The organism is Nakamurella deserti (assembly GCF_003260015.1).
Taxonomy (GTDB): Bacteria; Actinomycetota; Actinomycetes; order Mycobacteriales; family Nakamurellaceae; genus Nakamurella; species Nakamurella deserti.
Genome location: NZ_QCXS01000002.1, coordinates 1,866,935 through 1,891,101 on the forward strand (window position 1 = coordinate 1,866,935; position 24,167 = coordinate 1,891,101).

General features: G+C 72.4%; 19 protein-coding genes, 2 tRNA genes and 1 pseudogene. 7 read left to right on the forward strand and 15 right to left on the reverse strand.

The window, feature by feature from the left end:
- Nucleotides 1–58 precede the first annotated feature (58 nt).
- Nucleotides 59–1,477, reverse strand: coding sequence for a 3-isopropylmalate dehydratase large subunit (leuC, locus tag DB033_RS08505; protein ID WP_111766298.1), 1,419 nt, complete (start codon nt 1,475–1,477; stop codon nt 59–61).
- Nucleotides 1,478–1,631: 154 nt separating this feature from the next.
- On the opposite strand from leuC, the gene DB033_RS08510 reads away from it, so the two are divergent.
- Nucleotides 1,632–2,324: an IclR family transcriptional regulator gene (locus tag DB033_RS08510; protein ID WP_111766299.1), complete on the forward strand. Its 693-nt coding sequence runs from the start codon at nt 1,632–1,634 to the stop codon at nt 2,322–2,324.
- Nucleotides 2,325–2,674: 350 nt separating this feature from the next.
- Here the strand turns inward: DB033_RS08510 and DB033_RS08515 are convergent.
- The 8 genes from DB033_RS08515 to serA all read right to left on the reverse strand — a co-directional run bounded on the left by DB033_RS08515 (nt 2,675) and on the right by serA (nt 10,660).
- Nucleotides 2,675–2,747: transfer RNA gene (locus DB033_RS08515), tRNA-Glu, on the reverse strand.
- A 73-nt stretch (nt 2,748–2,820) separates the two neighbouring features.
- Nucleotides 2,821–2,892: transfer RNA gene (locus DB033_RS08520), tRNA-Gln, on the reverse strand.
- A gap of 143 nt (nt 2,893–3,035) precedes the next feature.
- A complete protein-coding gene (locus DB033_RS20640) occupies nt 3,036–3,782 on the reverse strand; it encodes an HAD family hydrolase (RefSeq protein ID WP_157970584.1) in 747 nt (248 codons plus the stop codon).
- Complete coding sequence (gene gltX, locus DB033_RS08525; protein ID WP_157970585.1) at nt 3,779–5,314, reverse strand: glutamate--tRNA ligase; 1,536 nt, start codon at nt 5,312–5,314, stop codon at nt 3,779–3,781. The genes DB033_RS20640 and gltX overlap by 4 nt, the downstream gene beginning before the upstream one ends.
- A gap of 50 nt (nt 5,315–5,364) precedes the next feature.
- Nucleotides 5,365–6,135 (reverse strand): fumarylacetoacetate hydrolase family protein, encoded by a 771-nt coding sequence (locus tag DB033_RS08530; RefSeq protein WP_111766300.1) that lies wholly within the window; start codon nt 6,133–6,135, stop codon nt 5,365–5,367.
- 60 nt (nt 6,136–6,195) lie between these two features.
- A complete protein-coding gene (gene cimA, locus DB033_RS08535) occupies nt 6,196–7,875 on the reverse strand; it encodes a citramalate synthase (RefSeq protein WP_240615799.1) in 1,680 nt (559 codons plus the stop codon).
- A gap of 105 nt (nt 7,876–7,980) precedes the next feature.
- Nucleotides 7,981–9,003, reverse strand: coding sequence for a 3-isopropylmalate dehydrogenase (locus tag DB033_RS08540; RefSeq protein WP_111766302.1), 1,023 nt, complete (start codon nt 9,001–9,003; stop codon nt 7,981–7,983).
- Between the two features lie 73 nt (nt 9,004–9,076).
- Nucleotides 9,077–10,660, reverse strand: a complete 1,584-nt coding sequence (serA, locus tag DB033_RS08545) for a phosphoglycerate dehydrogenase (RefSeq protein WP_111767349.1) — start codon at nt 10,658–10,660, stop codon at nt 9,077–9,079.
- Between the two features lie 508 nt (nt 10,661–11,168).
- Here serA and DB033_RS08550 point away from each other — a divergent pair.
- Nucleotides 11,169–11,756, forward strand: coding sequence for a hypothetical protein (locus DB033_RS08550; RefSeq protein ID WP_111766303.1), 588 nt, complete (start codon nt 11,169–11,171; stop codon nt 11,754–11,756).
- A gap of 184 nt (nt 11,757–11,940) precedes the next feature.
- On the opposite strand, the gene ilvC is transcribed toward DB033_RS08550, so the two are convergent.
- From ilvC to DB033_RS08565, 3 genes are all read right to left on the reverse strand, one after another.
- The gene (gene ilvC, locus DB033_RS08555) at nt 11,941–12,966 is read right to left on the reverse strand and encodes a ketol-acid reductoisomerase (RefSeq protein WP_111766304.1); all 1,026 of its coding nucleotides are present in this window, start codon (nt 12,964–12,966) and stop codon (nt 11,941–11,943) included.
- 99 nt (nt 12,967–13,065) lie between these two features.
- On the reverse strand, nt 13,066–13,581 hold the full coding sequence (ilvN, locus tag DB033_RS08560) for an acetolactate synthase small subunit (RefSeq protein WP_111766305.1): 516 nt from the start codon (nt 13,579–13,581) through the stop codon (nt 13,066–13,068).
- A gap of 171 nt (nt 13,582–13,752) precedes the next feature.
- Nucleotides 13,753–15,597 carry an acetolactate synthase large subunit gene (locus DB033_RS08565; protein ID WP_111766306.1) on the reverse strand — a complete coding sequence of 615 codons (1,845 nt, stop codon included), beginning with the start codon at nt 15,595–15,597 and terminating at the stop codon, nt 13,753–13,755.
- A gap of 339 nt (nt 15,598–15,936) precedes the next feature.
- Between DB033_RS08565 and DB033_RS08570 the strand changes: the two genes are divergently transcribed.
- The 3 genes from DB033_RS08570 (at nt 15,937) to DB033_RS08580 (ending at nt 19,857) form a co-directional block, all read left to right on the forward strand.
- Nucleotides 15,937–16,620 carry a PH domain-containing protein gene (locus DB033_RS08570; RefSeq protein ID WP_111766307.1) on the forward strand — a complete coding sequence of 228 codons (684 nt, stop codon included), beginning with the start codon at nt 15,937–15,939 and terminating at the stop codon, nt 16,618–16,620.
- 146 nt (nt 16,621–16,766) lie between these two features.
- Nucleotides 16,767–18,641 (forward strand): dihydroxy-acid dehydratase, encoded by a 1,875-nt coding sequence (gene ilvD / locus DB033_RS08575; RefSeq protein ID WP_111766308.1) that lies wholly within the window; start codon nt 16,767–16,769, stop codon nt 18,639–18,641.
- Between the two features lie 133 nt (nt 18,642–18,774).
- On the forward strand, nt 18,775–19,857 hold the full coding sequence (locus DB033_RS08580) for a class I SAM-dependent methyltransferase (RefSeq protein ID WP_205843727.1): 1,083 nt from the start codon (nt 18,775–18,777) through the stop codon (nt 19,855–19,857).
- Nucleotides 19,858–20,128: 271 nt separating this feature from the next.
- On the opposite strand, the gene DB033_RS08585 is transcribed toward DB033_RS08580, so the two are convergent.
- Nucleotides 20,129–20,416, reverse strand: coding sequence for a GlsB/YeaQ/YmgE family stress response membrane protein (locus tag DB033_RS08585; protein WP_111766309.1), 288 nt, complete (start codon nt 20,414–20,416; stop codon nt 20,129–20,131).
- 421 nt (nt 20,417–20,837) lie between these two features.
- Here DB033_RS08585 and DB033_RS21800 point away from each other — a divergent pair.
- Nucleotides 20,838–21,213: pseudogene (locus DB033_RS21800) on the forward strand (VOC family protein).
- On the opposite strand, the gene DB033_RS08595 reads toward DB033_RS21800, so the two are convergent.
- Both DB033_RS08595 and DB033_RS08600 read right to left on the reverse strand, forming a co-directional pair.
- Nucleotides 21,194–21,859, reverse strand: coding sequence for an alpha/beta hydrolase (locus DB033_RS08595; RefSeq protein ID WP_157970586.1), 666 nt, complete (start codon nt 21,857–21,859; stop codon nt 21,194–21,196). The pseudogene DB033_RS21800 and the gene DB033_RS08595 sit on opposite strands and share 20 nt — an antisense overlap.
- Before the next feature lie 24 nt (nt 21,860–21,883).
- Nucleotides 21,884–22,798 carry a 2-hydroxyacid dehydrogenase gene (locus DB033_RS08600; protein ID WP_205843728.1) on the reverse strand — a complete coding sequence of 305 codons (915 nt, stop codon included), beginning with the start codon at nt 22,796–22,798 and terminating at the stop codon, nt 21,884–21,886.
- 76 nt (nt 22,799–22,874) lie between these two features.
- Between DB033_RS08600 and DB033_RS08605 the strand changes: the two genes are divergently transcribed.
- Nucleotides 22,875–24,161: a PQQ-dependent sugar dehydrogenase gene (locus DB033_RS08605; protein ID WP_157970587.1), complete on the forward strand. Its 1,287-nt coding sequence runs from the start codon at nt 22,875–22,877 to the stop codon at nt 24,159–24,161.
- Nucleotides 24,162–24,167: the final 6 nt, after the last annotated feature.

The following is a 24,167-nucleotide window of genomic DNA, read 5'->3' on the forward strand; positions in this document are numbered from 1 at the left end:
GGGGGCGGCGCGGACGCCGGACGTGGCGGGGTGGCCCGCCGTCGGGGCCGGAACCGGCTCAGACGAGCGCGGGCACCGGCGGCAGATCGGCGGGCGAGGCGAGGGTGCCCAGCACCGCGGTCGCCGCCGCCACGTGCGGCGAGACCAGGTGGGTGCGGCCACCTTTGCCCTGACGCCCCTCGAAGTTCCGGTTGGACGTCGAGGCGCACCGCTCCCCCGGGGCCAGCTGGTCGGGGTTCATCCCCAGGCACATCGAGCAGCCGGCGTTGCGCCACTCCGCCCCGAAGTCGGTGAAGACCTTGTCCAGCCCCTCGGCCTCGGCCTCGAGCTTGACCCGCATCGACCCCGGCACGACCAGCATCCGCACCGACTCCGCGATCCGCCGCCCCCGCAGGATGTCCGCGGCGATCCGCAGGTCCGCCATCCGGCTGTTGGTGCAGGATCCGAGGAAGACGGTGTCCACCGCGATCTCGCGCAGCGGCGTCCCCGGGGTGAGGTCCATGTACTCCAGGGCCTTCTCGACCGTGAGCCGTTCGCCGTCGTCGGCGACATCGGCCGGGTCGGGCACCCGGTCGCCCAACGGCAGCCCCTGGCCCGGGTTGGTGCCCCAGGTGACGAACGGGGTGAGGGTGTCGGCGTCCAGCACGACCTCGGCGTCGAAGACCGCGTCCTCGTCGGATCGCAGCGACGACCAGTACTCCACGGCGGCATCCCAGTCCGCGCCGGTGGGCGCGTGCTCGCGCCCCTGCATGTAGGCGTAGGTGGTCTCGTCCGGCGCGATCATCCCCGCCCGCGCGCCCGCCTCGATGCTCATGTTGCAGATGGTCATCCGGGCCTCCATGGACAGCGCCCGGATGGCCGACCCGCGGTACTCGAGCACGTACCCCTGCCCACCGCCGGTGCCGATCCTGGCGATGACGGCCAGGATGATGTCCTTGGCGCTGACGCCCTCGGCGAGCTCACCGTCGACGGTGATGGCCATCGTCCTGAACGGGTTCAGCGGCAGCGTCTGGGTGGCCATCACGTGCTCCACCTCGCTCGTCCCGATGCCGAACGCCAGCGCGCCGAACGCCCCGTGGGTGGACGTGTGCGAGTCGCCGCACACGATGGTCATGCCCGGCTGGGTCAGACCGCGCTGCGGGCCCACCACGTGGACGATGCCCTGCTCGGCGTCACCCATCGGGTACAGGGTCACGCCGAACTCCGCGCAGTTGGCGCGCAGCGTGTCGACCTGGAGCCGGGAGACCTGATCGGCGATGGGGGCCAGGATGTCCACCGTCGGCACGTTGTGGTCCTCGGTGGCCACGGTCAGGTCGGGGCGGCGGACCGGGCGGCCGGCGAGCCGCAGACCCTCGAAGGCCTGCGGGCTGGTCACCTCGTGGATGAGGTGCAGGTCGATGTACAGCAGATCGGGTTCGCCCTCCGCCCGATGGACGACATGTGCGTTCCAGACCTTCTCGGCCATCGTCAGACCCATGACTGATTCACCCTCTTCGTAACGCGGTGGGACACGGCGGACTGCGGCGAGGCGCACCCGGATCGCCCGAGCGTCGCCGGCGGGCCCGGTCGGCGGTCCGGAGGTCGTTCTCCCGCATTGGACTTCTCAGGATGTGGGATCCTAGTATCGCATCATGGAACACTCTAGCGGCATCGGCGTGCTCGACAAAGCCGTGGCGGTCCTCCGGGCGGTGGCCGGCGCACCGCTGGGCCTGGCCGGGCTCTGCGAGGCCACGGGGATGCCCCGCGCGACGGCGCACCGGCTGGCCGTGGGCCTGGAGGGCCACGGGCTGCTGGCCCGGGACGGGGAGGGACGGTGGCGTACCGGCCCACTGGTGGCGACGCTGGCGGCCACCGCGCCGGACCCGTTGCTGGCGGCGGCGGCGCGGGTGCTGCCGGAGCTGCGCGACCTGACCGGCGAGAGCGTGCAGCTGTACCGGGCGGACGGACCCAGCCGCATCTGCGTCGCGGTGGCCGAGCCGCGTTCCGGCCTGCGCGACACCGTGCCGCTCGGCTCGGTGCTGCCGATGCACGCGGGATCGGCCGCGAAGGTGCTGTCCGCGTGGGCGCCGGCCCGGCCCGGGAACGGCGAGGGGCCGTTCTCCGAGCGGGCACTGGCCGACGTCCGCCGGCTCGGGTGGGCGGAGTCCGTCGCGGAGCGTGAACCCGGCGTGGCCAGCGTGTCGGCGCCGGTGTGGGACGCCCGGGGCGGCGTGATCGCGGCCGTGTCGGTCTCCGGGCCCGTGGACCGGATCAGTCGCCGGCCCGGCGACCGGTGGGCGGCGGACCTGACCGCCGCCGCCGCCGAACTCACCGCGGCGCTCTGAACCGGACGTACCCGGGCCCGAGACCCGCGGTGGGCGGCCGACCCGACCGCCGCCGCCGCCGAACTCACCGCGGCGCTCTGAACCGGACGTACCCGGGCCCGAGACCACCGGTGGGCGGCGGACCTGACCGCCGCCGAACGCACCGACCACGACGCTCCCCACCGGAACCACCGCGCCGGCGACCGGTGCGCCGATCAGGAGCACCCCGCCCGGCCCACGGCGGCCGCGCCGCTCGCCGCCGATGCCACTGCGGCCACGGACGAGCGCGGCGGGGCGGGGGGCGGGGCGGACGTCGTGAGGCGAAACCGCAGCAGACCCCCGGACCGGAGTCCGGGGGTCTGCTGTCGGTGTAGCCCCGAAGGGATTCGAACCCTCGTTACCGCCGTGAGAGGGCAGCGTCCTAGGCCGCTAGACGACGGGGCCATGCAGGTGGAGCGTGGTACGTCCGGACGTCTTCGTCCCGGCCGGAGCCAGGAACGAACACTACCGGATACCGCTGGGGTACTAGGACTCGAACCTAGAATGAGGGAATCAGAATCCCTAGTGTTGCCAATTACACCATACCCCACCGAACTGCTCCGGACGTCCTCCGGGAGCTCCACCGCACTGCTCCCGAACCACTTCCACAGCCACTTCAGCGTACTTCTGTGTGCCCTACAGGCACGGGTGAATACTCTACCCGCTCCTCCCCGGAACGACCGAATCCGCAGGTCAGGCCGGTGCCAGCAATCCGGGCAGCTCGTCCAGACCGGTGATCACCGTCACCGGCGGCGCGTCCGGACCGACCGCCGCCGGCGGGCGGGCCCCGGCGTCCGCGCGGGTACCGCGATCGAGCCAGACGCCGTGCAGCCCGGCCGCCGCGGCACCGTGGGCGTCCACGTCGAGGCGGTCCCCGACGTAGGCCACGGCGGCCGGGGGGAGGGCGAGGCGCCGGCAGGCCTCCCGGAAGATCCGCGCGTCGGGTTTGGGGTGACCGACCTCACCGGAGATGACCACCACCTCGAACGCGTCGGCGAGCCCCACCGACGCCAGCTTGGCCCGCTGGTGCGGGCCGTCGCTGTTGGACACCACGCCCCTCCGGTGGTCCCCGAGCGCCTCCAGGCACGGACGGACGTCGTCGAAGAGCCGGTAGTGGCGGGTCATCTCCTGCTGACGGCGTTCCTCCAGGGCGAGCAACCCGTCCCGGTCCGGGACGGGGAGCCCGGCCCAGGTCAGCAGCTCCACCATCCGGTCGATCTGCATCTGCGTGAACGGCACCTCGCCGGCCAGAAAGCGCGGGTAGTGCCGCTCGGTGAGCGTGTGCCAGGTGTCGGACAGCCCGTCGCGGGCGGCGGCGTCCGGACCGAGCAGCTGCACCAGCCCCGCGGCGGCCGACGCCGCGAAGTCGACCAGGGTGTCGTCGATGTCGAACAGCACCGCCCGGACGCCGCCGAGGCCGGCGGGAGCCGGCCCGCTCACGCCGCCTGGGCCAGGGCCAGCCCGGCGCCGAGCCGCTCCAGGGTCCTGTCCCGGCCCAGCAGCGCCAGCGACTCGTACAGGGGCGGCGACACCGTGCTGCCGGTGGCGGCCACCCGGACCGCGGTGAAGGCCACCCGGGGCTTGAGCTGCAGGGTGTCGATCAGGGCGTGCCGCAGGGCGGCTTCGATGGCTCCCGGCTCGAACTCCGTCAGCCCGCTCAAGGCGGTGATGGTCGCCTCCAGCACCGGCACCGACGCCGCGGTGAGCGCCTTCGCGGCCGCCGCCGGGACGACGGTGAACTCCGGGGTGAAGAGGAAGTCCAGCATGGTGGCCGCGTCCACCATCAGGTTGGACCGCTCCTGCACCAGCGGCGCCGCCTCGGCGACCAGGGCCAGATCGGCGGCCGACGGCTCCACCGGCAGGGAGCCGCGGGCCTGCAGGTAGGGCACCAACCGCCCGGCGAAGTCGTCGGGGGCCAACAGCCGGATGTGCGCGGCGTTGATCGCCTCGGCCTTCTTCTGGTCGAACCGGGCCGGGTTGGGCTGCACCCGCGCGATGTCGAAGGCGGCGACCAGGTCCTCCGGCGAGAAGATGTCGCGGTCGTCGCCGAGTGAGAAGCCCAGTAGCGCCAGGTAGTTCACCATGCCCTCGCGGACGAAGCCGGCGTCTCGGTGGTGGAAGAGGCTGGACTCCGGGTCGCGCTTGGAGAGCTTCTTGTTGCCCGCACCCATGACGAACGGCAGGTGACCGAACTCGGGGGTGCCGGTACCGACCCCGATGTCGGCCAACGCGGCGTACAGCGCGATCTGGCGCGGGGTGGACGGCAGCAGGTCCTCGCCGCGCAGCACGTGGGTGATGCCCATCAGGGCGTCGTCGACCGGGTTCACCAGCGTGTAGAGCGGCTCGCCGTTGCCGCGCACCATCACCGGATCGGGGACCGAGCCCGCCGGGAAGGTGATCGGGCCGCGGACCAGGTCGGTCCAGGAGTGGTCGCCGTCGGGCATCCGCAGCCGCAGCACGGCCGGGCGGCCCGCATCGATCGCGGCCTTGACGAACTCCAGAGGGGCGTCGCGGTCGTAGTTGTCGTAGCCGAGCTTGGGGTCGCGGCCGGCCGCGACGTGCCGGGCGGTGACCTCGTCGGCCGTGGAGTAGGACTCGTACAGGTGACCCGCGGCGAGCAGCCGGGCGGCCACGTCGCGGTGGATCTCCGCGCGCTCGCTCTGCCGGTACGGCCCGTGCGGACCACCGACGAGTGGGCCCTCGTCCCAGTCCAGGCCCAGCCACTGCATCGAGTCCAGCAGCGCCGCGTAGGACTCCTCGGTGTTGCGCGCGGCGTCGGTGTCCTCGATGCGGAAGACCAGGGTGCCGCCGTGGTGACGCGCGAACGCCCAGTTGAACAGGGCGGTGCGGGCCATCCCGACGTGCGGGGTGCCGGTGGGCGACGGGCAGAACCGCGCGACCACCGGTCGGGACGGCCGGGCGGTCAGCGGGTGGGCGGCGGCGGGGGCGGGAGGCGTGGGTGTGGAATCCATGGCCCACCCAGCCTAATCCGCCGCCCCGCCGTCCACGCCCGGCCGCGGGATCAGCGGTAGGCCACCGGGTTGGTCAACGTGCCGATGCCCTCGACGGTGACCGAGACGGTCTGGCCGGCCTCCATCGGGCCGACGCCGGCCGGGGTCCCGGTGAGGATGACGTCGCCGGGCAGCAGATCCATGATCTCGGAGACGAACTCGATGATGGCGCCGACGGTGTGCACCATGTCGCCGGTGTGGCCGTCCTGCCTGACCTCGCCGTCGAGCTCGGTCCGGACGGCGAGATCGGAGGGATCGAGGTCGGTCTCGATCCACGGGCCGATGGGGCAGAAGGTGTTGAAACCCTTGCCGCGGGTGAACTGCACGTCGAGCTTCTGCAGGTCGCGGGCGGTCACGTCGTTGGCGACGGTGTACCCGAGGATCACCGACGCGGCGTTCTCGGCACGCACCTCGCGGGCGGGCCGGCCGATCACCACGGCCAGCTCCCCCTCGTAATCCACCCGCGCCGACGACGGCGGCAGCAGGATCCGGGCGTTCGGCCCGATCACCGAGGTCGACGGCTTGAGGAAGATGACCGGCTCGTCGGGCACGGTGTTGCCCATCTCGGCGGCGTGATCGGCGTAGTTGCGGCCGACCGCGACGATCTTGGACGGCAGGATCGGGGCGAGCAGCCGGACGTCGGCCAACGGCCAACTGCGGCCGGAGAACTCGGGATCGCCGAAGGGGTGGTCCTTGATCTCGCGGACGATCGGGCCGGTGGCGGAGTCCTCGATGGCCACGAAGGCCAGGCCCTCGGGATGGGCGATGCGACCCAGGCGCATGGGGTTACCTCTCAGGTGATCGTGTGCAGACGGAGCGGTCGTTCCGGGCGCTGACCCTACTCAGGATGCGCCGATGGCGTACCGAAGCGAGTCGACGAGCGCCAGCCACGACGCCTCGATGACGTTGGGGTGCACCCCGACGGTGGTCCACTGGGCGGCGCCCCGCTGCGAGGTGACCAGAACCCGGGTCACGGCCTCGGTACCGGCGTTGCCGCCCAGGATGCGCACCTTGTAGTCCACGAGTCCGACGTCGTCCAACACCGGGAACTGGCTCGACAACGCCTGCCGCAGCGCCGAATCCAGTGCGTTCACCGGTCCGTTGCCCTCGGCGGTGGCGATCACCCGGCGACCGGCGGTCCGGACCCGGACGGTGGCCTCGGCGCGGGTGTCGGTCCGCAGCACCACCCCGTCGTCGGCGGCCACCGCGACCGGCTGCTCGCCGTCGACGATGACCCGGTACGACTCGATCTCGAACGGCGAGGGCACCGGTACCCCGTCACCGGCCGCGGCCGCCGCGAGCTCGCGCTGCACGAGCACCGCGAACGACGCGTCGGCGGCCTCGTACGACCACCCCTGGCTCTCCCGCTCCTTCACCGTCTGCACCACCGCGGTGACGACCCCGGGATGGGTGGCGAGGTCGATACCCAGCTCGGCGGCCTTGAGTTCGATCGACGCGCGGCCGGCCATCTCGGTGACCAGGATGTGCATGTCGTTGCCGACGAGTCCGGGGTCGAGGTGGTTGTACAGCTCCGGACCCACCTTGATGGCACTGGCGTGCAGTCCCGCCTTGTGCGCGAACACCGAGGACCCGACGTAGGCCTGGTGGTCGTCCGGAGCGATGTTGGCCAGCTCCGCCAGCGCGTGCGAGATGCGCATCATCTCCACCAACGCACCCTCCGGCAGCACCGGCAGGTCGAGCTTGGTGACCAGGGACCCGGTGACCGCGAAGAGGTCGGCGTTGCCGGCGCGCTCCCCGTAGCCGTTGGCGGTGCACTGGGCGTGCGTCGCACCGGCGTGCACCGCGGCGAGCGTGTTGGCGACGGCGCAGCCGGTGTCGTCCTGGCAGTGGATGCCGATCCGGAAGCCGGTGCGGGCGAGCACCTCCCGCACGACGGTCTCGATCTGGAACGGCAGCATCCCGCCGTTGGTGTCGCACAGGACTCCGACGTCGGCGCCCGCGCGCACCGCCGCATCCAGCACCCGCACCCCGTAGTCGGCATCGAAGGCGTAGCCGTCGAAGAAGTGCTCGCAGTCGAGGAACACCCGTCGGCCGTGGGCGACCAGGTGGGCGACGGTGTCGGCCACCATCGCGAGGTTCTCCTCCGGCGTGGTGCGCAACGCCCGCTCGACGTGCCGCAGGTCCGACTTCGCCACCAGGGTCACGACCGGCGCCCGGGAGTCCAGCAACGCCCGGACCTGCGGGTCGTCCGCGACGGCCACCCCCGCCTTGCGGGTGGCCCCGAAGGCGACGAGGGCGGCACTGCGCAGCTCGAGTTCGCCCTCGGCGGCGCGGGCGAAGAATTCGGTGTCCTTGGGCATCGCGCCCGGCCAGCCACCCTCGATGAAGCCCACCCCGAGCTGGTCCAGCAGGCCGGCGGCGGCGAGCTTGTCGGCCACCGAGTAGCTGATCCCCTGCCGTTGGGCACCGTCACGGAGGGTGGTGTCGTACAGGTGGAAGGTGTCGCCCAGCGGCGACGGGCGGACCGGCCGGCCGGCGGACACGTCGGGTGGCGACGTCACCGCGGGCCCGACCGTTCGTGGGTTGGACATTCCGACACGCCGTTCTGCACAGACGGACTCGGGGAGGTGCGGGCGGGACCGCCGGGGGTGCCGGCGGTCCCGGTGTCAGCTGGAGGCCAGCGCGGCGAGCCGGTCGCCGATCGCGGAGGTGCGGCCGGTGGACCCGGGCTGGCGGGTGGCGAGGTCGAACGCGACGGCGGCCTCGACCCGGCGGGCCGAGTCGGGCATCCCGAGGTGGTCCAGCAGCAGGGCCACCGACAGCACCGTCGCGGTGGGATCGGCGGAGCCACTGCCGGCGATGTCGGGTGCGGAGCCGTGCACCGGCTCGAACATCGACGGGTTGGCCCGGGAGACGTCGAGGTTGCCCGACGCCGCGAGCCCGATGCCACCCGACACCGCGGCCGCCAGGTCGGTCAGGATGTCGCCGAACAGGTTGTCGGTGACGATGACGTCGAAGCGGCCCGGATCGGTGACCAGGTAGATCATCGCGGCGTCGATGTGGCAGTAGGCGACCGTGATGTCCTGGAACTCCATGGACACCTCCTCGACCACCCGCGACCACAGCTGTCCCGAGTAGGTCAGCACGTTGGTCTTGTGGACCAGCGTGAGGTGCTTGCGGGCGCGGCGGGAGGCGCGGGCGAAGGCGTCGCGGACCACCCGCTCCACACCGAAGTAGGAGTTGATCGACACCTCGGTGGCGATCTCGTGCGGGGTGTCCTTGCGCAGCAACCCGCCGTTGCCGACGTACGGGCCCTCGGTGCCCTCCCGGACGACCACCAGGTCGATGGCCTGGTCGCCGGCCAGCGGGCCGGAGACCCCCGGGTAGAGCCGGGCCGGCCGCAGGTTGACGTGGTGGTCGAGCTCGAAACGCAGGCGCAGCAGCAGTCCACGCTCGAGGATGCCGGCCGGCACCGTCGGATCGCCGACCGCGCCGAGCAGGATGGCGTCGACCTGCTTCAGCTCGCGCAGCACCGAGTCTGGCAGCAGCTCGCCGGTGCGGTGCCACCGCGACGCACCGAGGTCGTAGCTGGTGATCTCGACGTCGGGCACGACCCCGGTGAGGACCTTGAGTCCCTCGGCGACGACCTCGGGCCCGATCCCGTCTCCGGGGATGACCGCCAGCTTCATGCACTTCTCCTGTCGCGAGAGTTCTTACCGACCATCTGACACTTCATGCTGCGACACGTCGTCGCATGGGCGGTCACCGGGGGATTCCCCGGATGGCGCTGGCCGAGACCGCACCGGACAGGTCCGCCAGCAGGTCGGCGCCCGGCAGGGCGTCCAGCCGCAGCACCATGATCGACGCGTGACCGGCCATCTCCTGGGAGATCTGGGCGGCCTCGATGTTGATGCCGGCGTCGCCGAGCAGCGAGCCGACGCTGCCCATGACGCCCGGGCGGTCGGGGTAGGCGACCACCAGCAGATTGCCGGCGGCGCGGAGATCGAAGTGCCGGCCGTTGATCTCGACCAGCTTCTCGACCTGCTGCGCACCCGACAGGGTGCCCGACACGGTCCGCTGCTCGCCGCCCGGCATGGCCGCGCGCAGGGTGACGGTCGACCGGTAGTCGCCGATCTCCTCCGTCTTGGTGCTGCTGAGGGCGAGCCCGTTCTCCTGGGCCAGGGTCGGTGCGTTCACGAAGGTGACCGCCTCGTCGATGATGTCGCCGAACACCCCGCGGACCGCGGCCAGCTCCAGGATCGAGATGTCCTGTGTTGCCAGGTCTCCGCGGACCTCGACGGTCACCTCCGACGGCAGCGCGCCCGCCACTCCGGTGAGAATCCGGCCGAGGCGGGAGACCAGGCCGATCCACGGGCGGACCTCGTCGGAGACGGGACCGGCGGCGGCGACGTTGACGGCGTCGGGCACGAAGTCACCGCGCAGCGCCAGCCGCACCGAGCGGGCCACGGCCGTCCCCGCCTTGTCCTGCGCCTCCTGCGTCGACGCACCGAGATGCGGGGTCACCACGACGTTGCGGATGCCCAGCAGGGGGTTGTCGGCGGTCGCCGGTTCCGTGACGAAGACGTCGATGCCCGCGCCGCCGATGCGCCCCTCACGGGCGGCGTCGGCCAGGGCCTGCTCGTCGATCAGTCCGCCGCGGGCGGCGTTGACGATGATCACCCCGGGCTTGACCGTCCGGAGCTCCTCGGCGCCGATGAGGCCCAGCGTCTCCTTGGTGCGCGGCAGGTGGATGGAGATGATGTCGGACTGTGCGAGCAGCGTCGGCAGATCGACCAGCTGGACCCCCAGGGCGGCGGCGCGGGCCGGCTGCAGGTAGGGGTCGTAGGCGATGATCGTCGTGTCGAAAGCGGCCATCCGGGCGGCGAAGAGCTGTCCGATGCGACCGAAACCGACGACGCCGACGGTCTTCTCGGCGATCTCGACGCCGGTGTAGGCGGAGCGCTTCCAGAGGCCCTGCTGGAGGGAGGCGTTGGCGTCGGCGGTGCGGCGGGCGACCGCGAACAGCAGCGCCACCGCCTGCTCGGCGGCCGAGACGATGTTGGACTGTGGAGCGTTGACGACCAGCACGCCGCGGGACGTCGACGCCGGGACGTCGACGTTGTCCAACCCGACACCCGCGCGGGCGATGACCTTGAGCTTCGGCGCGGCGGCGAGGGCCTCGGCGTCCATCCGGGTGGACGAGCGGATCAGGACGGCGTCGGCGTCGGCGAGCGCCGGGAGCAACGCGGCCCGGTCGGCGCCGTCGACGTGGCGGACCTCGACCTGGTCCCCGAGTTCCTCGATGGCGGACGGTGCCAGCTCTTCGGCGATCAGTACGACAGGCAACGACAAGGCACTCTCCGGCTCACGGTCACACACGAACACAGGGACGGCGGATCCCCGGTGGCGGGCTCCGGAGGCCGGAACCGTCCCGGAGGACCCGGGGACCCGGTCACGCACCGGAACTCGCGACGCGACGGGCGCGAGCCGATACCGCGACCGGCGATCAGCTTCCCCATGCTAGCCCGCGGCGTGCCTCCGAACTGCAGCGGCATACGGCCATCCGGGTGACACAACAGCAGATCGTGACGCCCCGGTCACTGGTTCTCGGCGGAACCGGAGCTCCGACGCGCCCGACCGTGCACCGGGCGGGCGGCCGATCCCGCCCCCGGACGCACGATCGCGGTGAGCGACGGCCACCCGGTCACCGGCGCGCGGCCGGGGTCCGCCGTCGACGGCGGGCCGGATCCGCGGGCCGATCCCGCGAAGCCCGCCCGCGGCCCGGGCCGCCCGAATACCCTGGCCACCGAGTGGACGACCGCTCCTGATCGACAGCCGCACCGAGGAGTTCCGCATGTCACAGTCGCCGTACGACGGGCCGAACGGCCAGTACCCGCAACACGAACCGACCTATCCGGCGGCGCCCGCCGGCCCGGCGCCCTACGCGGGAGCCGACCGGTCCCCCACCGGCCCGTGGGTTCCCCACGGTCAACCCGCCCCCTACGGCGGGCCCGGCGGACCTGCCCAGCAGGGCCACGCACCCGGCGGCTTCGGCACCGACCCGCACCGGCGGCCCGGGATGGTCACCGCGGCGGCCGTGCTGGCCTTCGTCGGGGGCGGCATCTACATCCTCGGCGGGCTCGCCGCCCTCGTCGGCGGCTCGCTGGTGGCGGTGGGCGGGTTGTTCACCGTCATCGCCGTCGTGCTGCTGGTCATCGGCGGGATCCTGATCTGGGGCGGCGTCGCCGCGCTCAGCGGCCGGGACGCCCGCATCCTGACCATCGCGGTCGGCGCCGGCATCGTGCTCAACCTGATCTCGCTCATCGGTGACTTCGAGGCCCGGTCGCTGACCGGGTTCGTCATCCCGGGCCTGGTGCTGTACTTCCTGCTCAACGCCCAGTCGCGGGCCTGGTTCGACCGGGTCGGCGCCAAGCACCTGTAGCGCCCCGTACCGCTGCCCGGTCCCCGGGACCACGGACGCCGAACGAGTGGCACGAAGCCCACCCTGCGGGGTCGGCTCTCTCGCCTGCGTTGGGCTTCTGTGCACCCGGGCAGGCCCGGCCCGGACGGACGACGAGGCCCCGTCGGCGGACCGGCGGGGCCTCGTGACGTCCGTTCTCGCCAGATCAGCGTGCCGCGGTGCCCTGGTAGTCGTCCTTGGCCTTGACCCAGCTCATCAGCTTGCGCAGCTCACGCCCGGTGGCCTCGATCGGGTGGGCCTCCTCCTCGGCACGACGCGCCTTGAACTCCGGCGCGCCGGCGTCCTGGTCGGCGATGAAACGCTCGGCGAACACGCCGGTCTGGATGTCCTTGAGGACCGCCTGCATGTTCTCCTTCACGTGCGCGTCGATGACCCGCGGGCCGGAGACGTAGTCGCCGTACTCGGCGGTGTCCGACACCGACCAGCGCTGCTTGGCGATGCCGCCCTCGTACATCAGGTCCACGATCAGCTTCAGCTCGTGCAGGCACTCGAAGTAGGCGATCTCCGGCTGGTAGCCGGCCTCGGTCAGCGTCTCGAAGCCGATCTGCACGAGCCGGGACACGCCACCGCAGAGGACGGCCTGCTCACCGAACAGGTCGGTCTCGGTCTCCTCGGTGAAGGTCGTCTTGATCACGCCCGCGCGTGCCCCGCCGATGGCGGCGGCGTAGGACAGCGCCAGCGCCTGCGCGTCGCCCGAGGCGTCCTGCTCGATCGCGATCAGGTCCGGCACGCCCTTGCCGTCGACGAACTCGCGACGGACCAGGTGACCGGGGCCCTTGGGGGCGATCATGATGACGTCGACGTCGGCCGGGGGCTTGATGTAGCCGAAGCGGATGTTGAAGCCGTGGCCGAAGGCCAGGGTCTTGCCGGCGGACAGGTGCGGCTCGATCGACTCGGCGTACACGTGGCGCTGCACGTGGTCCGGGGTCAGGATCATGATGACGTCGGCCTCGGCGGCGGCCTCCGCGGGGGTGACGACACGCAGGCCCTCGTCGGCGGCCTTCGCCCGCGACGACGAGCCCTCCTTGAGGCCGACGCGGACGTCGACGCCGGAGTCACGCAGGCTCAGCGCGTGCGCGTGGCCCTGCGAGCCGTAACCGATGACGGCGACCTTCTTGGCCTGGATCAGGCTCAGGTCGGCATCGTCCTCGTAGAAAATTTCGGCAGCCATGAAGTGGCAGTCCTTCTTCCGTGTGCTGACCTCCCCCGGGTCGGGGAGGTCGATGGGGATGCCCGGCAGCGCGCGCTCCCGGGGAACAGCCTGGTCGCGCTAGTTGGTGTCCGCCCGGCCGGCCGACGTGATCGACCGGGGTCCCCGGCCGAGCGCCACCATGCCGGACTGGACGGTCTCGCGGACGCCGAAGGGCTCGAGCAGTTTGGTGAACGCGTCGAGTTTCGGTGCGGTGCCCGTGACCTCGATGGTCATCGAGTCCGGGCTGACGTCCACGATGTGCGCGCGGAACATCTCCACGATGGTGACCACCTGCGCGCGGGTGACGGCGTCGACCCGCAGCTTGATGAGCACCAGCTCGCGTTGGACCGACGAGTCGGCGTTGAGCTCGACGATCTTCAGCACGTTGATCAGCTTGTTCAGCTGCTTGGTGACCTGCTCGAGCGGCAGGCCACTCACCTCCACCGAGATCGTCATCCGGGAGACCAGGGGGTTCTCGGTGGGACCCACGGCCAGCGAGTGGATGTTGAACCCACGGCGGGAGAACAGCGCCGAGACCCGGGCCAGCACACCGGGTTTGTTCTCGACCAGGACGGACAGGGTGTGGGTGCTCATGCGTGGAACCGACGATCGGAGGAGGACCCGAGCGAGCGCCCGGACATGACGACCGATCGAGGACCCGAGGGAGCCCCGGCGACCGGGGTCCGCAGGAGGCGAGGGATCGGGGAACCGGCAGAGCGAGCGAGGCCCGGACGGAGGGAGGAGTGACGCGATCCGGTCATGCCGTCACACGCCCGTCTCGAACAGGGGCCTGATGCCGCGGGCGGCTTCGATCTCGGAGTTGCCGAGACCGGCGGCGACCATCGGCCAGACCTGGGCGTCCTTGCCGACGGTGAAGTCGATGACCACCGGGCGGTCGTTGATCGCCATCGCCTGGTGGATCACCTTGTCCACGTCCTCCTTGGACTCGCAGCGCAGCCCGACACAGCCGTAGGCCTCGGCGAGCATCTTGAAGTCCGGGATGCGCAACTTGTGGGTGTTGAGATCGGTGTTGGAGTAGCGCTCGCCGTAGAACAGCGTCTGCCACTGGCGCACCATGCCGAGGTTGCCGTTGTTGATGACGGCGATCTTGACCGGGATGCCCTCGATCGCGCAGGTGGCGAGTTCCTGGTTGGTCATCTGGAAGCAGCCGTCGCCGTCGACGGCCCACACCACGGCGTCCGGGCGGGCGACCTTGGCCCCCATGGCGGCGGGCACCGCGTAGCCCATCGTGCCCAGACCGCCGGAGTTGAGCCAGGTGCGCGGGTTCTCGTACTTGATGAAGTGGGCCGACCACATCTGGTGCTGGCCCACGCCGGAGCAGTACACGGCGTCCGGCCCGGCGATCTCGCCGAGCCGCTCGATGACGTACTGCGGGGCCAGGGTGCCGTCCTCGGGCTCGTCGAATCCGAGCGGGAAGGTCGCGCGCAGGTCGTCGAGCTCGGCCCACCAGGCGGTCAGATCGGCGACCACACCGGATTTCTGCTCGGCCTGCACGGCGGCGATGAGCTCCACGATGACGTCGCGGGCGTCACCGACGATCGGCACGTCGGCGATGCGGTTCTTGGAGATCTCCGCCGGGTCGATGTCGGCGTGGATCACCTTGGCCAGCGGTGCGAACGAGGCGAGCGCCCCGGTGACCCGGTCGTCGAACCTGGCCCCCAGCGCGATGATCAGGTCCGCCCGCTGCAGGCCGGCGACCGCGGCCACCGTGCCGTGCATGCCGGGCATCCCGAGGTGCTGCTCGTGTGAATCGGGGAACGCCCCCAGCGCCATCAGGGTGGTGACGACGGGGATCCCGGTGACCTCGGCCAGTTCACGCAGTTCCGCGCAGGCCGAGGCCTTGATGACCCCGCCTCCCACGTAGAGCACCGGGCGGCGGGCGCTGGCGATCAGCTTGGCCGCGGCGGCGATCTGACCACCGTGCGGTCGGACCGCGGGCCGGTAGCCGGGGAGGGCGATGTCCTGCGGCCAGCTGAAGGTGGTGCTGGCCTGCAGGACATCCTTGGGGATGTCCACGAGCACCGGGCCGGGACGACCGGTCGATGCGATGTGGAACGCCTGGGCCAGGATCCGCGGGATCTCCGCCGGATCGGTGACCAGGAAGTTGTGCTTGGTGACCGGCATCGTGATGCCGCAGATGTCGGCCTCCTGGAAGGCGTCGGTGCCGATCGAGCCGCGCGGCACCTGACCGGTGATGGCGACGATCGGGACCGAGTCCATGTTGGCGTCGGCCAGCGGGGTGACCAGGTTGGTGGCCCCCGGGCCGGAGGTGGCGATGCAGACGCCGACGCGGCCGTTGGCCTGGGCGTAGCCCGTCGCGGCGTGGCCGGCACCCTGCTCGTGGCGGACGAGGATGTGGCGGACCTTCACCGAGTCGAGCAGCGGGTCGTAGAGCGGCAGCACCGCACCACCCGGGATGCCGAACGCGACCTCGACACCGAGTTCCTCGAGGGATCGCACCACGGACTGCGCCCCGGTGACCTGCTCGACGACGGGGGCTGCGGGCGCGCTGGGAGCGGGTGCCGGGCGGGGTGCGACCGCGGTGTTCCCCGTCGCGGGGACGACCGGCCCTGGTCGGCTGTGCGTCATGATGCCTTCTTCGAGACTTCGCGTGCCCGGGCGGAACCGCTGGACCGCGGTCCGGGCACTTGGTGGAACTACTGACTTCTCGTGGTCCCGGTGCTCCAGGGGTCACCTGGCGACCGGAATCCGGGCAATAAAAAACCCCCTGCCACCGATGAGGTGGACGAGAGGGTGGCGCGCCGTCGCGGAGTGGTTCGCGGGGGCGCGCTAGATGATTACGAGGAGCAGGTTGTGCACGGAAACCACTGTAGGGGTCGGCGCCGTCAGGTGTCAAAAGGCCACGCGGTGGCGCCCGCGGCCCGTCCTACCGCCCGGCGGCCGTCTCCTGCCAGGCAAGATGGAGCCATGCCCGCACCCGACAAGGCCGTCTTCCGACTCCCGACGAGTGCACTGTTCATCCCGCTCGGCCTGTTCGTCTTCGCCACGCCGCTCGCCGCGGCCAGCGTGTGGACGCTCCCGCTCTATCTGTTGCCCCTGTACGGGCTGCTGTGGGTGCTGATCACCCGTACCGTCGCCGACGACCGGACGATCGAGGCGCACCTGCCGCTGCGGACCCGGCGGATCCCGTGGGCGGACCTGGACGGCTTCGAGTTCCAGGGGCCGCGGTGGGCCATCGCGGTGACCCAGGAGGGCAGGCGTATCCGGCTGCCGATGGTGCGACCGCGTGACCTGCGCCGACTGGCCGAGGTCAGCGGCGGCCGGCTGTACCTCGGGGAGGACGCCGCCGCCCGGGCCGAGGAGGCCGCGGACGCCTCGTCGGCGAGCACGTCGCTGAAGGCGGGCGCGGCTGCGGCGGCCGACACCGGCAGCTCACCGGCCACGCCCCCGGTGGACGCCGTGGATCCGCAGGACCCGCAGACGGTGCCCGGTGGTCCCGTCGACGCCCGGCCCGAGTCCGCCGACGCGGCGACGGACGGCTCGTCCGGCTCTTCCGGCACGGTCGCCGACGCGGGTCCGGCCGGGCCCACGGCGGCCGCGCACGCCGCGAGCAGCGACGACGCCGGTCGGCGGGCCCCGCGGGCGGAGTAACCTGCTGGGCAGACATCGTGCGTGCGCCCCAACGGGCGCCGTGCCGTGTCCGGACCCTGACGAGCACCGCACCCCGTGTCCCGCCCGGCCCCGGACCGTCGCCGTCCGCTCCACCCGCTCGTCGCTCGTTCTGTTCAGGAGTCCCCATGCCAGCCCTTCGTTCCCGGACCTCCACCCACGGCCGCAACATGGCCGGTGCCCGCGCCCTCTGGCGTGCGACCGGCATGGGCGACAACGACTTCGGCAAACCCATCGTCGCGATCGCGAACTCCTACACGCAGTTCGTGCCGGGCCACGTGCACCTCAAGGACATGGGCGACCTGGTCGCCGGCGCGATCCGGGAGGCCGGCGCGGTCTCCAAGGAGTTCAACACCATCGCCGTCGACGACGGCATCGCGATGGGCCACGGCGGCATGCTCTACTCGCTGCCGTCCCGCGAGCTGATCGCCGACTCCGTCGAGTACATGGTCAACGCGCACTGCGCCGACGCCCTGGTCTGCATCTCCAACTGCGACAAGATCACCCCCGGCATGCTGATGGCCGCGCTGCGGCTCAACATCCCGGTCGTGTTCGTGTCCGGTGGCCCGATGGAAGCCGGCAAGGCGGTCATCGCCGACGGCGTCGCCTACACCCCGACCAACCTCATCACCGCGATCAACGCCTCCGCCGCCGAGGCCGTCTCCGACGAGTCTCTGGCCGCCGTCGAGCGGTCCGCCTGCCCGACCTGCGGCTCGTGCTCGGGCATGTTCACCGCCAATTCGATGAACTGCCTCACCGAGGCGCTCGGGCTGTCGCTGCCCGGCAACGGCTCCACGCTGGCTACCCACGTCGCCCGCAAGGACCTGTTCCTGCGGGCCGGCACCACCGTCGTGGAGCTCGCGAAGCGGTACTACGACGACGACGACGAGTCGGTGCTGCCGCGCAACATCGCCAACCGGGCCGCCTTCGCCAACGCGATGACGCTGGACGTCGCGATGGGCGGCTCGACCAACACGGTGCTGCACATCCTGGCCGCCGCGATCGAGGGCGACACCCACTTCACGCTGCCCGACATCGACGCCATCTCCAAGCAGGTCCCCTGCCTGTCGAAGGTGGCTCCCAACCACCCCGACTACCACATGGAGGACGTGCACCGGGCGGGCGGCATCCCCGCGCTGCTGGGTGAGCTCAACCGCGCCGGGCTGCTCGACACCTCCGTCCACTCCGTGCACTCGCCCGACCTGCAGTCGTGGCTGGACGAGTGGGACGTCCGCGGTGGCAAGGCGTCCGAGCGGGCGTTGGAGCTGTTCCATGCCGCCCCCGGCGGCGTCCGGACCGTGGAGGCGTTCTCCACCGCCAACCGCTGGGACACCCTCGACGTCGACGCCGAGGGCGGCTGCATCCGCGACCACGCCCACGCCTACACCGTCGACGGCGGGCTCGCGGTGCTGCACGGCAACATCGCCGAGGACGGCTGCGTGGTGAAGACGGCCGGCTTCGACGAGTCGCTCTTCCACTTCGCCGGCACCGCCATCGTCTTCGAGTCCCAGGAGGACGCCGTCGACGGCATCCTCGGCAAAAAGGTCAAGCCGGGCCACGTGGTGGTCATCCGCTACGAGGGCCCTACCGGTGGGCCGGGCATGCAGGAGATGCTCTACCCGACCTCGTTCATCAAGGGCATGGGGCTGGGCAAGGTCTGCGCACTGATCACCGACGGCCGGTTCTCCGGCGGCTCGAGTGGGGTGTCGGTGGGCCACATCTCGCCGGAGGCCGCACGCGGCGGTTCGATCGGCCTGATCGAGGACGGCGACGAGATCGTCATCGACATCCACTCGCGCGCCCTGCACCTGAACGTCCCGGACGACGTGCTGGCCGAGCGCCGCGCGAAGATGGACGCCTCGGAGAACCCGTGGCAGCCCAAGAACCGGGAGCGCTTCGTGTCCCAGGCGTTGCGTGCGTACGCACACATGGCGACCTCGGCCTCGACCGGCGCGGTCCGGGTGGTCCCGACCTCGTGGGCGCCGGAGAACCCGGCCGGCTGAGCTCCCGCCGGCGGGCCGGTCCCCGTGGCCGGCCCGCCGGCACCGGTGCACATCCTGCCCAGGCGGGACGGTCGGTGGTGTCGTAGCGTCCGGACCGGACCTTCCCGGGTCCGACCCACCGCCGGAGGCACCCGTGACGACCGTCGACAACCCCGCACCCGCTGCCCGCACCGCCGAGGACGTCGCCGGGCAGGTCCTGACGGCGACGCTCGGTGCGTTCACGACGCTGAGCATCTACGTCGGAGAACGGATGGGGCTCTACCGGGCACTGCGGGACGGGCCGGCCACGCCCGAGGAGCTCGCCGACCGGGCCGGCATCGATGCCCGCTACGCCCGCGAGTGGCTGGAGATGCAGGCCGTCGACGGATATCTCGACGTGATCGACGGTCCGCCCCGGCGCTTCTCGATGTCCGACGCGGTCGCCGAGGTGATGACGGACGGCGACAGCCTGAACCACCTCGGCCCGCTCCCCCGGCTCGTCGCGGCCGCGGCCTCGCATCTGCCGGAGCTGCAGCAGGCCTACCGGACCGGCGGCGGCGTGAGCTGGGACGACTTCGGCGACGACGCCCGCCAGTCGCAGGAGGCCCTGAACCGCCCGTGGCTGGACGCCGCGATGCCGGCGGCACTCGCCGGGATCCCGGAGCTGGACGCGGTGCTGTCCCGCCCGGGCGCCAGGGTCGCCGACGTCGGCTCGGGCGCGGGCTGGTCGTCGATCGGGCTGGCGCGGACCCACCCCGGCCTGACCGTGCGCGGGTACGACGTGGACGGGCCCTCGGTCGAGTCCGCCCGGGCCAACGCCGCGGCGGCCGGTGTGGGCGACCGGGTCGCGTTCGTCGTGGCCGACGCCGACCGGCTCGCCGCCGACGGCCCCTTCGACGTCATCCTGGCGTGCGAGTGCCTGCACGACATGTCCCGTCCTGTCGACGTGCTGCGGGCGGCCCGGGCCGGTCTGGCGCCCGACGGCGTCATGATCGTGATGGACGAGGCGGTCGCCGACAGCTTCGCCGCACCCGCCGGTGACATCGAGCGCCTGATGTACGGATTCAGCATGTTCATCTGCCTGCCCGACGGGCGGTCGAGCGTGCCCTCGGCCGCCACGGGTGCGGTGATCCGCCGACCGATCCTGGAGAAGTACGCGCTCGCAGCGGGTTTCAGCGCGGTCGAGGTGCTGCCGATCGAGCCGTTCAACACCTGGCGGTTCTACCGGTTGAGCTGACCGGACGCGGAGGCACGACCACGGCGTACGTTCCCGCGACGCGCGTTCCCGCGACGCACGTGCCCGAGACGTGGTGTCGCAGCGCGCGTTACCGCGGCGCGCTCTCCCGCCGCACGGCCCCGCGACGTGGTGTCTCGGCGCACGTTCCCGGCGCGCGATCCCGCGCAGCACGGTCCCGCGACGTGGTGTCGCGGCGCACGTTCCCGGCGCGCGTTCCCGCGCCGCACGGTCCCGCGGGGACCAGCCACCGGCGGCCGACCGCGCGCCGGCGTCAGACCTTCGTCGAGCGCCCGTAGCGCTCGGACAGCAGCAGCACGAGGACCGCGCCGACGACCGCTCCGACGAGGCCCCACGGCTGGATCACGCGGTCGTACTCGGCGGGGGTGAACACGAACCACATCAGGAACCCGCCCAGGACGGACCCGGCGACACCCAGCAGTGCGGTGCGCCCCAGGCTCATCCGGCGCCGGCCGGGAAGCACCGACCGCGCGATCGCGCCCACGATCAGTCCGATGACGAGCATCATCACCAGCAGTACGACGAAGTGCAGCGGTTGCACGGAACCTCCCGGGAGTGGGCGCGTCGGTCGACGGCGTGGACCATCGTCCCCGTCCGGGTGCACCCGGCGTCAGGGCCGGATGGCGGAGGACCCAGGTCGGGGTGGCGGAATCCCGCCACCCTTCCGGGGGGCCGGAGCGCCCCGTCGGCGACCCGGCGCCCCGCGGCGCTGCACCGGCGGGTCTTGCCGGCCGCTCTCGCCGGTGCTGTTTTCCGGTCGAGCCCTGTACGGGCGATCACGCCGGAGGTGCGGCGAACCACCGGCCCGCCCGGCACTCGTGCCGCAGATGTCGTCGACCTCCGAGACCTTCGCGCTGTCATCGCATCTCGGCGGCGCACTCTGCTCCGGATCGTCTCGACGTCCACCCGCCGCTGCGCGTCCGCGGATCTCCGCGCCTCCTCCACGCCGAGGAGCAACAGCCGTGCCTGCCCGCTTCAACCACACGATCATCGTCTCCGCCGACCGCGACGGGTCCGCCCGGTTCAACCAGGAGTTGGTGGAGATCCCCGGGGCGCCGTCCTGGGGACCGTTCGTCAACCTCCGGCTCGCCGACGGTGTCCTGCTGCAGTTCGCCGAGCCGCCGGTCGAGATCCAGTTCCAGCACGACGCCTTCCTGGTCGACGACGACCTGTTCGACCGGGCCCTCGCCAGGCTCCGGGACCGCGGGATCGCGCACTGGGCGGATCCACAGCTGCAGCGCGCGGGCGAGATCAACACCGAGCACGGCGGCCGCGGCGTCTATTTCTTCAGACCCGTCCGGGCACGGGCTGGAGATGATCACCCGGCCCTACCTGTAGGCGCGGCGATCGACGCGGCCAGTGCCGCGGTCGCCGACCGGGACCAGGTGCCCATCCGGAACATCATGGCGTGGCCGCCGCCCCGGACCGTGTCGGCCCGGACGGCGACGCCGGCCGCGCGTGCCCCGGACAGGAAGACGGCGGTGGTGGTGGCCGGCAGCTCGCGGTCGCGGCTGCCCTGGACGACGCGGAGTGCACGTCCGGTCAACGGTCCGACCGGATCCCCGGCCGGCAGCCACGGCGCGAGACCCACGACCGCGGCGACGTCACCGGAGCCCGCCACGCGGACCGCGACGCGCGCCCCCATCGAGTGTCCGAGCAGGGCCACCGGCACCCCGGGGTGCCGGGAGCCGATGAGCCGCAGAGCCCACTCCGCGTCCGCGACGGCGTCCCGGCCGTCCCCGTCCCACCCCGTCCAGGCGTTGCGCAGCAGGTACACCGCCACCGGCCCACGGTCGGCGGGCCAGCGACGGGCGACCGCCCGCGCGAGCAGCCGGCACCGCAGCACCTGCGGCAGCCAGCCGCGACACCGTGCGGTGCCGCGCTCCGGGCCGCCGTGCAGGACGAGGACGACGCACGCCGGCGGCCCGACGGTCCGGGCCCGGACGACGCTCAGGGCCGCCCCGGCGACCGACCGCACGGTCACCGGCCGCCCACGACCCGGCAGTCGTCAGTAACCGGCACCGCTGACCACGTTCTGCAGTTCCTCGCCGGACACGTAGCGCTGCAACTGGGCACGGACCACCGCGGCCGCGCGGTCGGCGGCACCCGACGTCGAGCCACCGATGTGCGGGGTGATGAAGACCCCGGGTGCCTCCCACAGCGGATGGCCCGCGGGGAGCGGTTCCGGCTCGGTGACGTCCAGAGCGGCCCGCAGCCGCCCGGAACGGAGCTCGGACACCAACGCGTCGGTGTCCACCACCTTGCCGCGGGCGGCGTTGACCAGCACGGCACCGTCGGGCATCGCCGCGAGGAACGCGGCGTCCACCAGCCCGGTGGTCGCCTCGGTGAGCGGCACCATGACGACGACGACGTCGTGGTGGGGCAGCAGCTCGGGCAACGTGTCGATCGCGCGGACGCCGTCCCGGGCGGTGCGCGCGACCGTCGTCACGCTCACCCCGAACGCCTCGAGCCGGGTACGCACCTCGCTTCCCAGATCGCCCGCACCGAGCACGAGAGCCGAACGACCGGCGAGCATGTCGGTGGAATGCTGGGTCCAGCGCCGCTCGGCCTGCGCGAGCACGAAGCCCGGGAACTCACGCAGTACCGCGATCAGGGCGCCCACGGCCCACTCGGCGGTCGCCTTGCCGTGCGCCCCCCGGGCGGTGGCCATCGTGACACCGGCCGGTACCGACCCGGTCCACGCCTCGGCACCGGCGGTGGCCAGCTGCAGCAGCTTGAGGTTCGTCAGGTTCGCGAGCACGTCGGTCGCCGGACCGTCGGCCAGGAACCGGGGCACGTAGACCTCCACCCGGGCCAGCACGTCGGCGGGCTGCGCGCCGCTGAGGATGGTCAGGCCGGGCACCTCCCCGACCAGGCGGGCGACGGTGGGGTCCTCGAGCAGGGCGACGGGGGTGTCGGGCACCGGTCCAGGTTAGTGGCGGCGACGGTGCGGGACGGAGCCGGGCGGCCGGGGACGCCGGACACGTAGCGTGGAGCAGGTGACCGACGGACCCCTCCGCCGCCCGGTGCTGCGCCGGGCCGCAGCACTTCTCAGCGCCGCCGCCGTGACCCTGGTGGGGTGCGCCGACTTCTCGACCGAGCCACCCGAGGCCACCATCCAGCCGTCGCTGTCCGCGGCGGCGATGTACCCGCAGGACGAGACCGCCTTCCCGATCCCCACCACCCCGGCGTCCCCGTCGTCCGGCGCGTCGACGGTGCCCTCCCCGTCGGCCGCCGAGGATCCGTGCCGGCCCTCCGACCCGACGATCATCGCCGCCTGCCTCGACGCGCCCTGGGGGCTGGCCGTGCTGCCGGGCGGTGTCTCGGCGCTGGTCGGCGAACGGACCACCGGGCGGATCCTCGAGGTGGCGCCGCAGACGGAGCCGGTGGAGGTGGCGCGGGTGGACGGTCTGGACGCCACCGGTGACGGCGGTCTGCTCGGTCTGGCCCTGTCCCCGCACTACGCCGAGGACGGACTCGTCTACGCCTACGTCACGACGCCGACGGACAACCGGATCGTCCGGATCGCCCGCGGCGACGTCCCCAAGGACATCTTCACCGGCATCCCGCGGGGCACCGGCACCGACGGTCACAACGGCGGTCGGATCGAGTTCGGCGCCGACGGTCACCTCTACGTCGCCACCGGGGACGCCGGGATCCCGGGCGCCGGCGACGATCCGGCGTCGTTGGCGGGCAAGGTGTTACGGCTGGACGAGTTCGGCATGCCCGCGCCCGCCGGCGGGACACCCGACGGCACCGGGGGTTCCGTACCGCCGGCCACGGGAACCCCGACCGCGGCGCCGGTCCCGGGGGCCGCCACCGATCCGCTGACCGCCGTCTACGCCCACGGCCTCACCGACCCGACGGGGCTGTGCGCACTCGGCGACACCGGCGTCGGGGTCGTCGACCGGCTCGGCACCGCCGACGTACTCGCCCCGGTCACGGCCGGCGCCGACCTCAGCGCCACCCCCGCGATCTGGTCGTTCCCGGTGACGGACGGCGGCGCGGTCGACTGCGCGCGCAACGACGTCGTGCTCGCCGCGACCTCCCTGGACCAGGAACTGGTCACCGCGCTCGGTCTCGGTCCGGACGGCGGCTTCACCGGCCGACCGGAGCAGTTGGCCAAGGGCACCTACGGACGGCTGCTGTCGCTGGAGGCCGGTACCGAGGGTGTGCTGTGGGCGACCACCGCCAACCGTGACGGCAACGGCGAGCCGCAACCCCGCGACGACATGGTCGTGGTCATCCCCAGCGGCGGGGGCGGCGGCGGGGACGGCCGGGACTGACCGGTG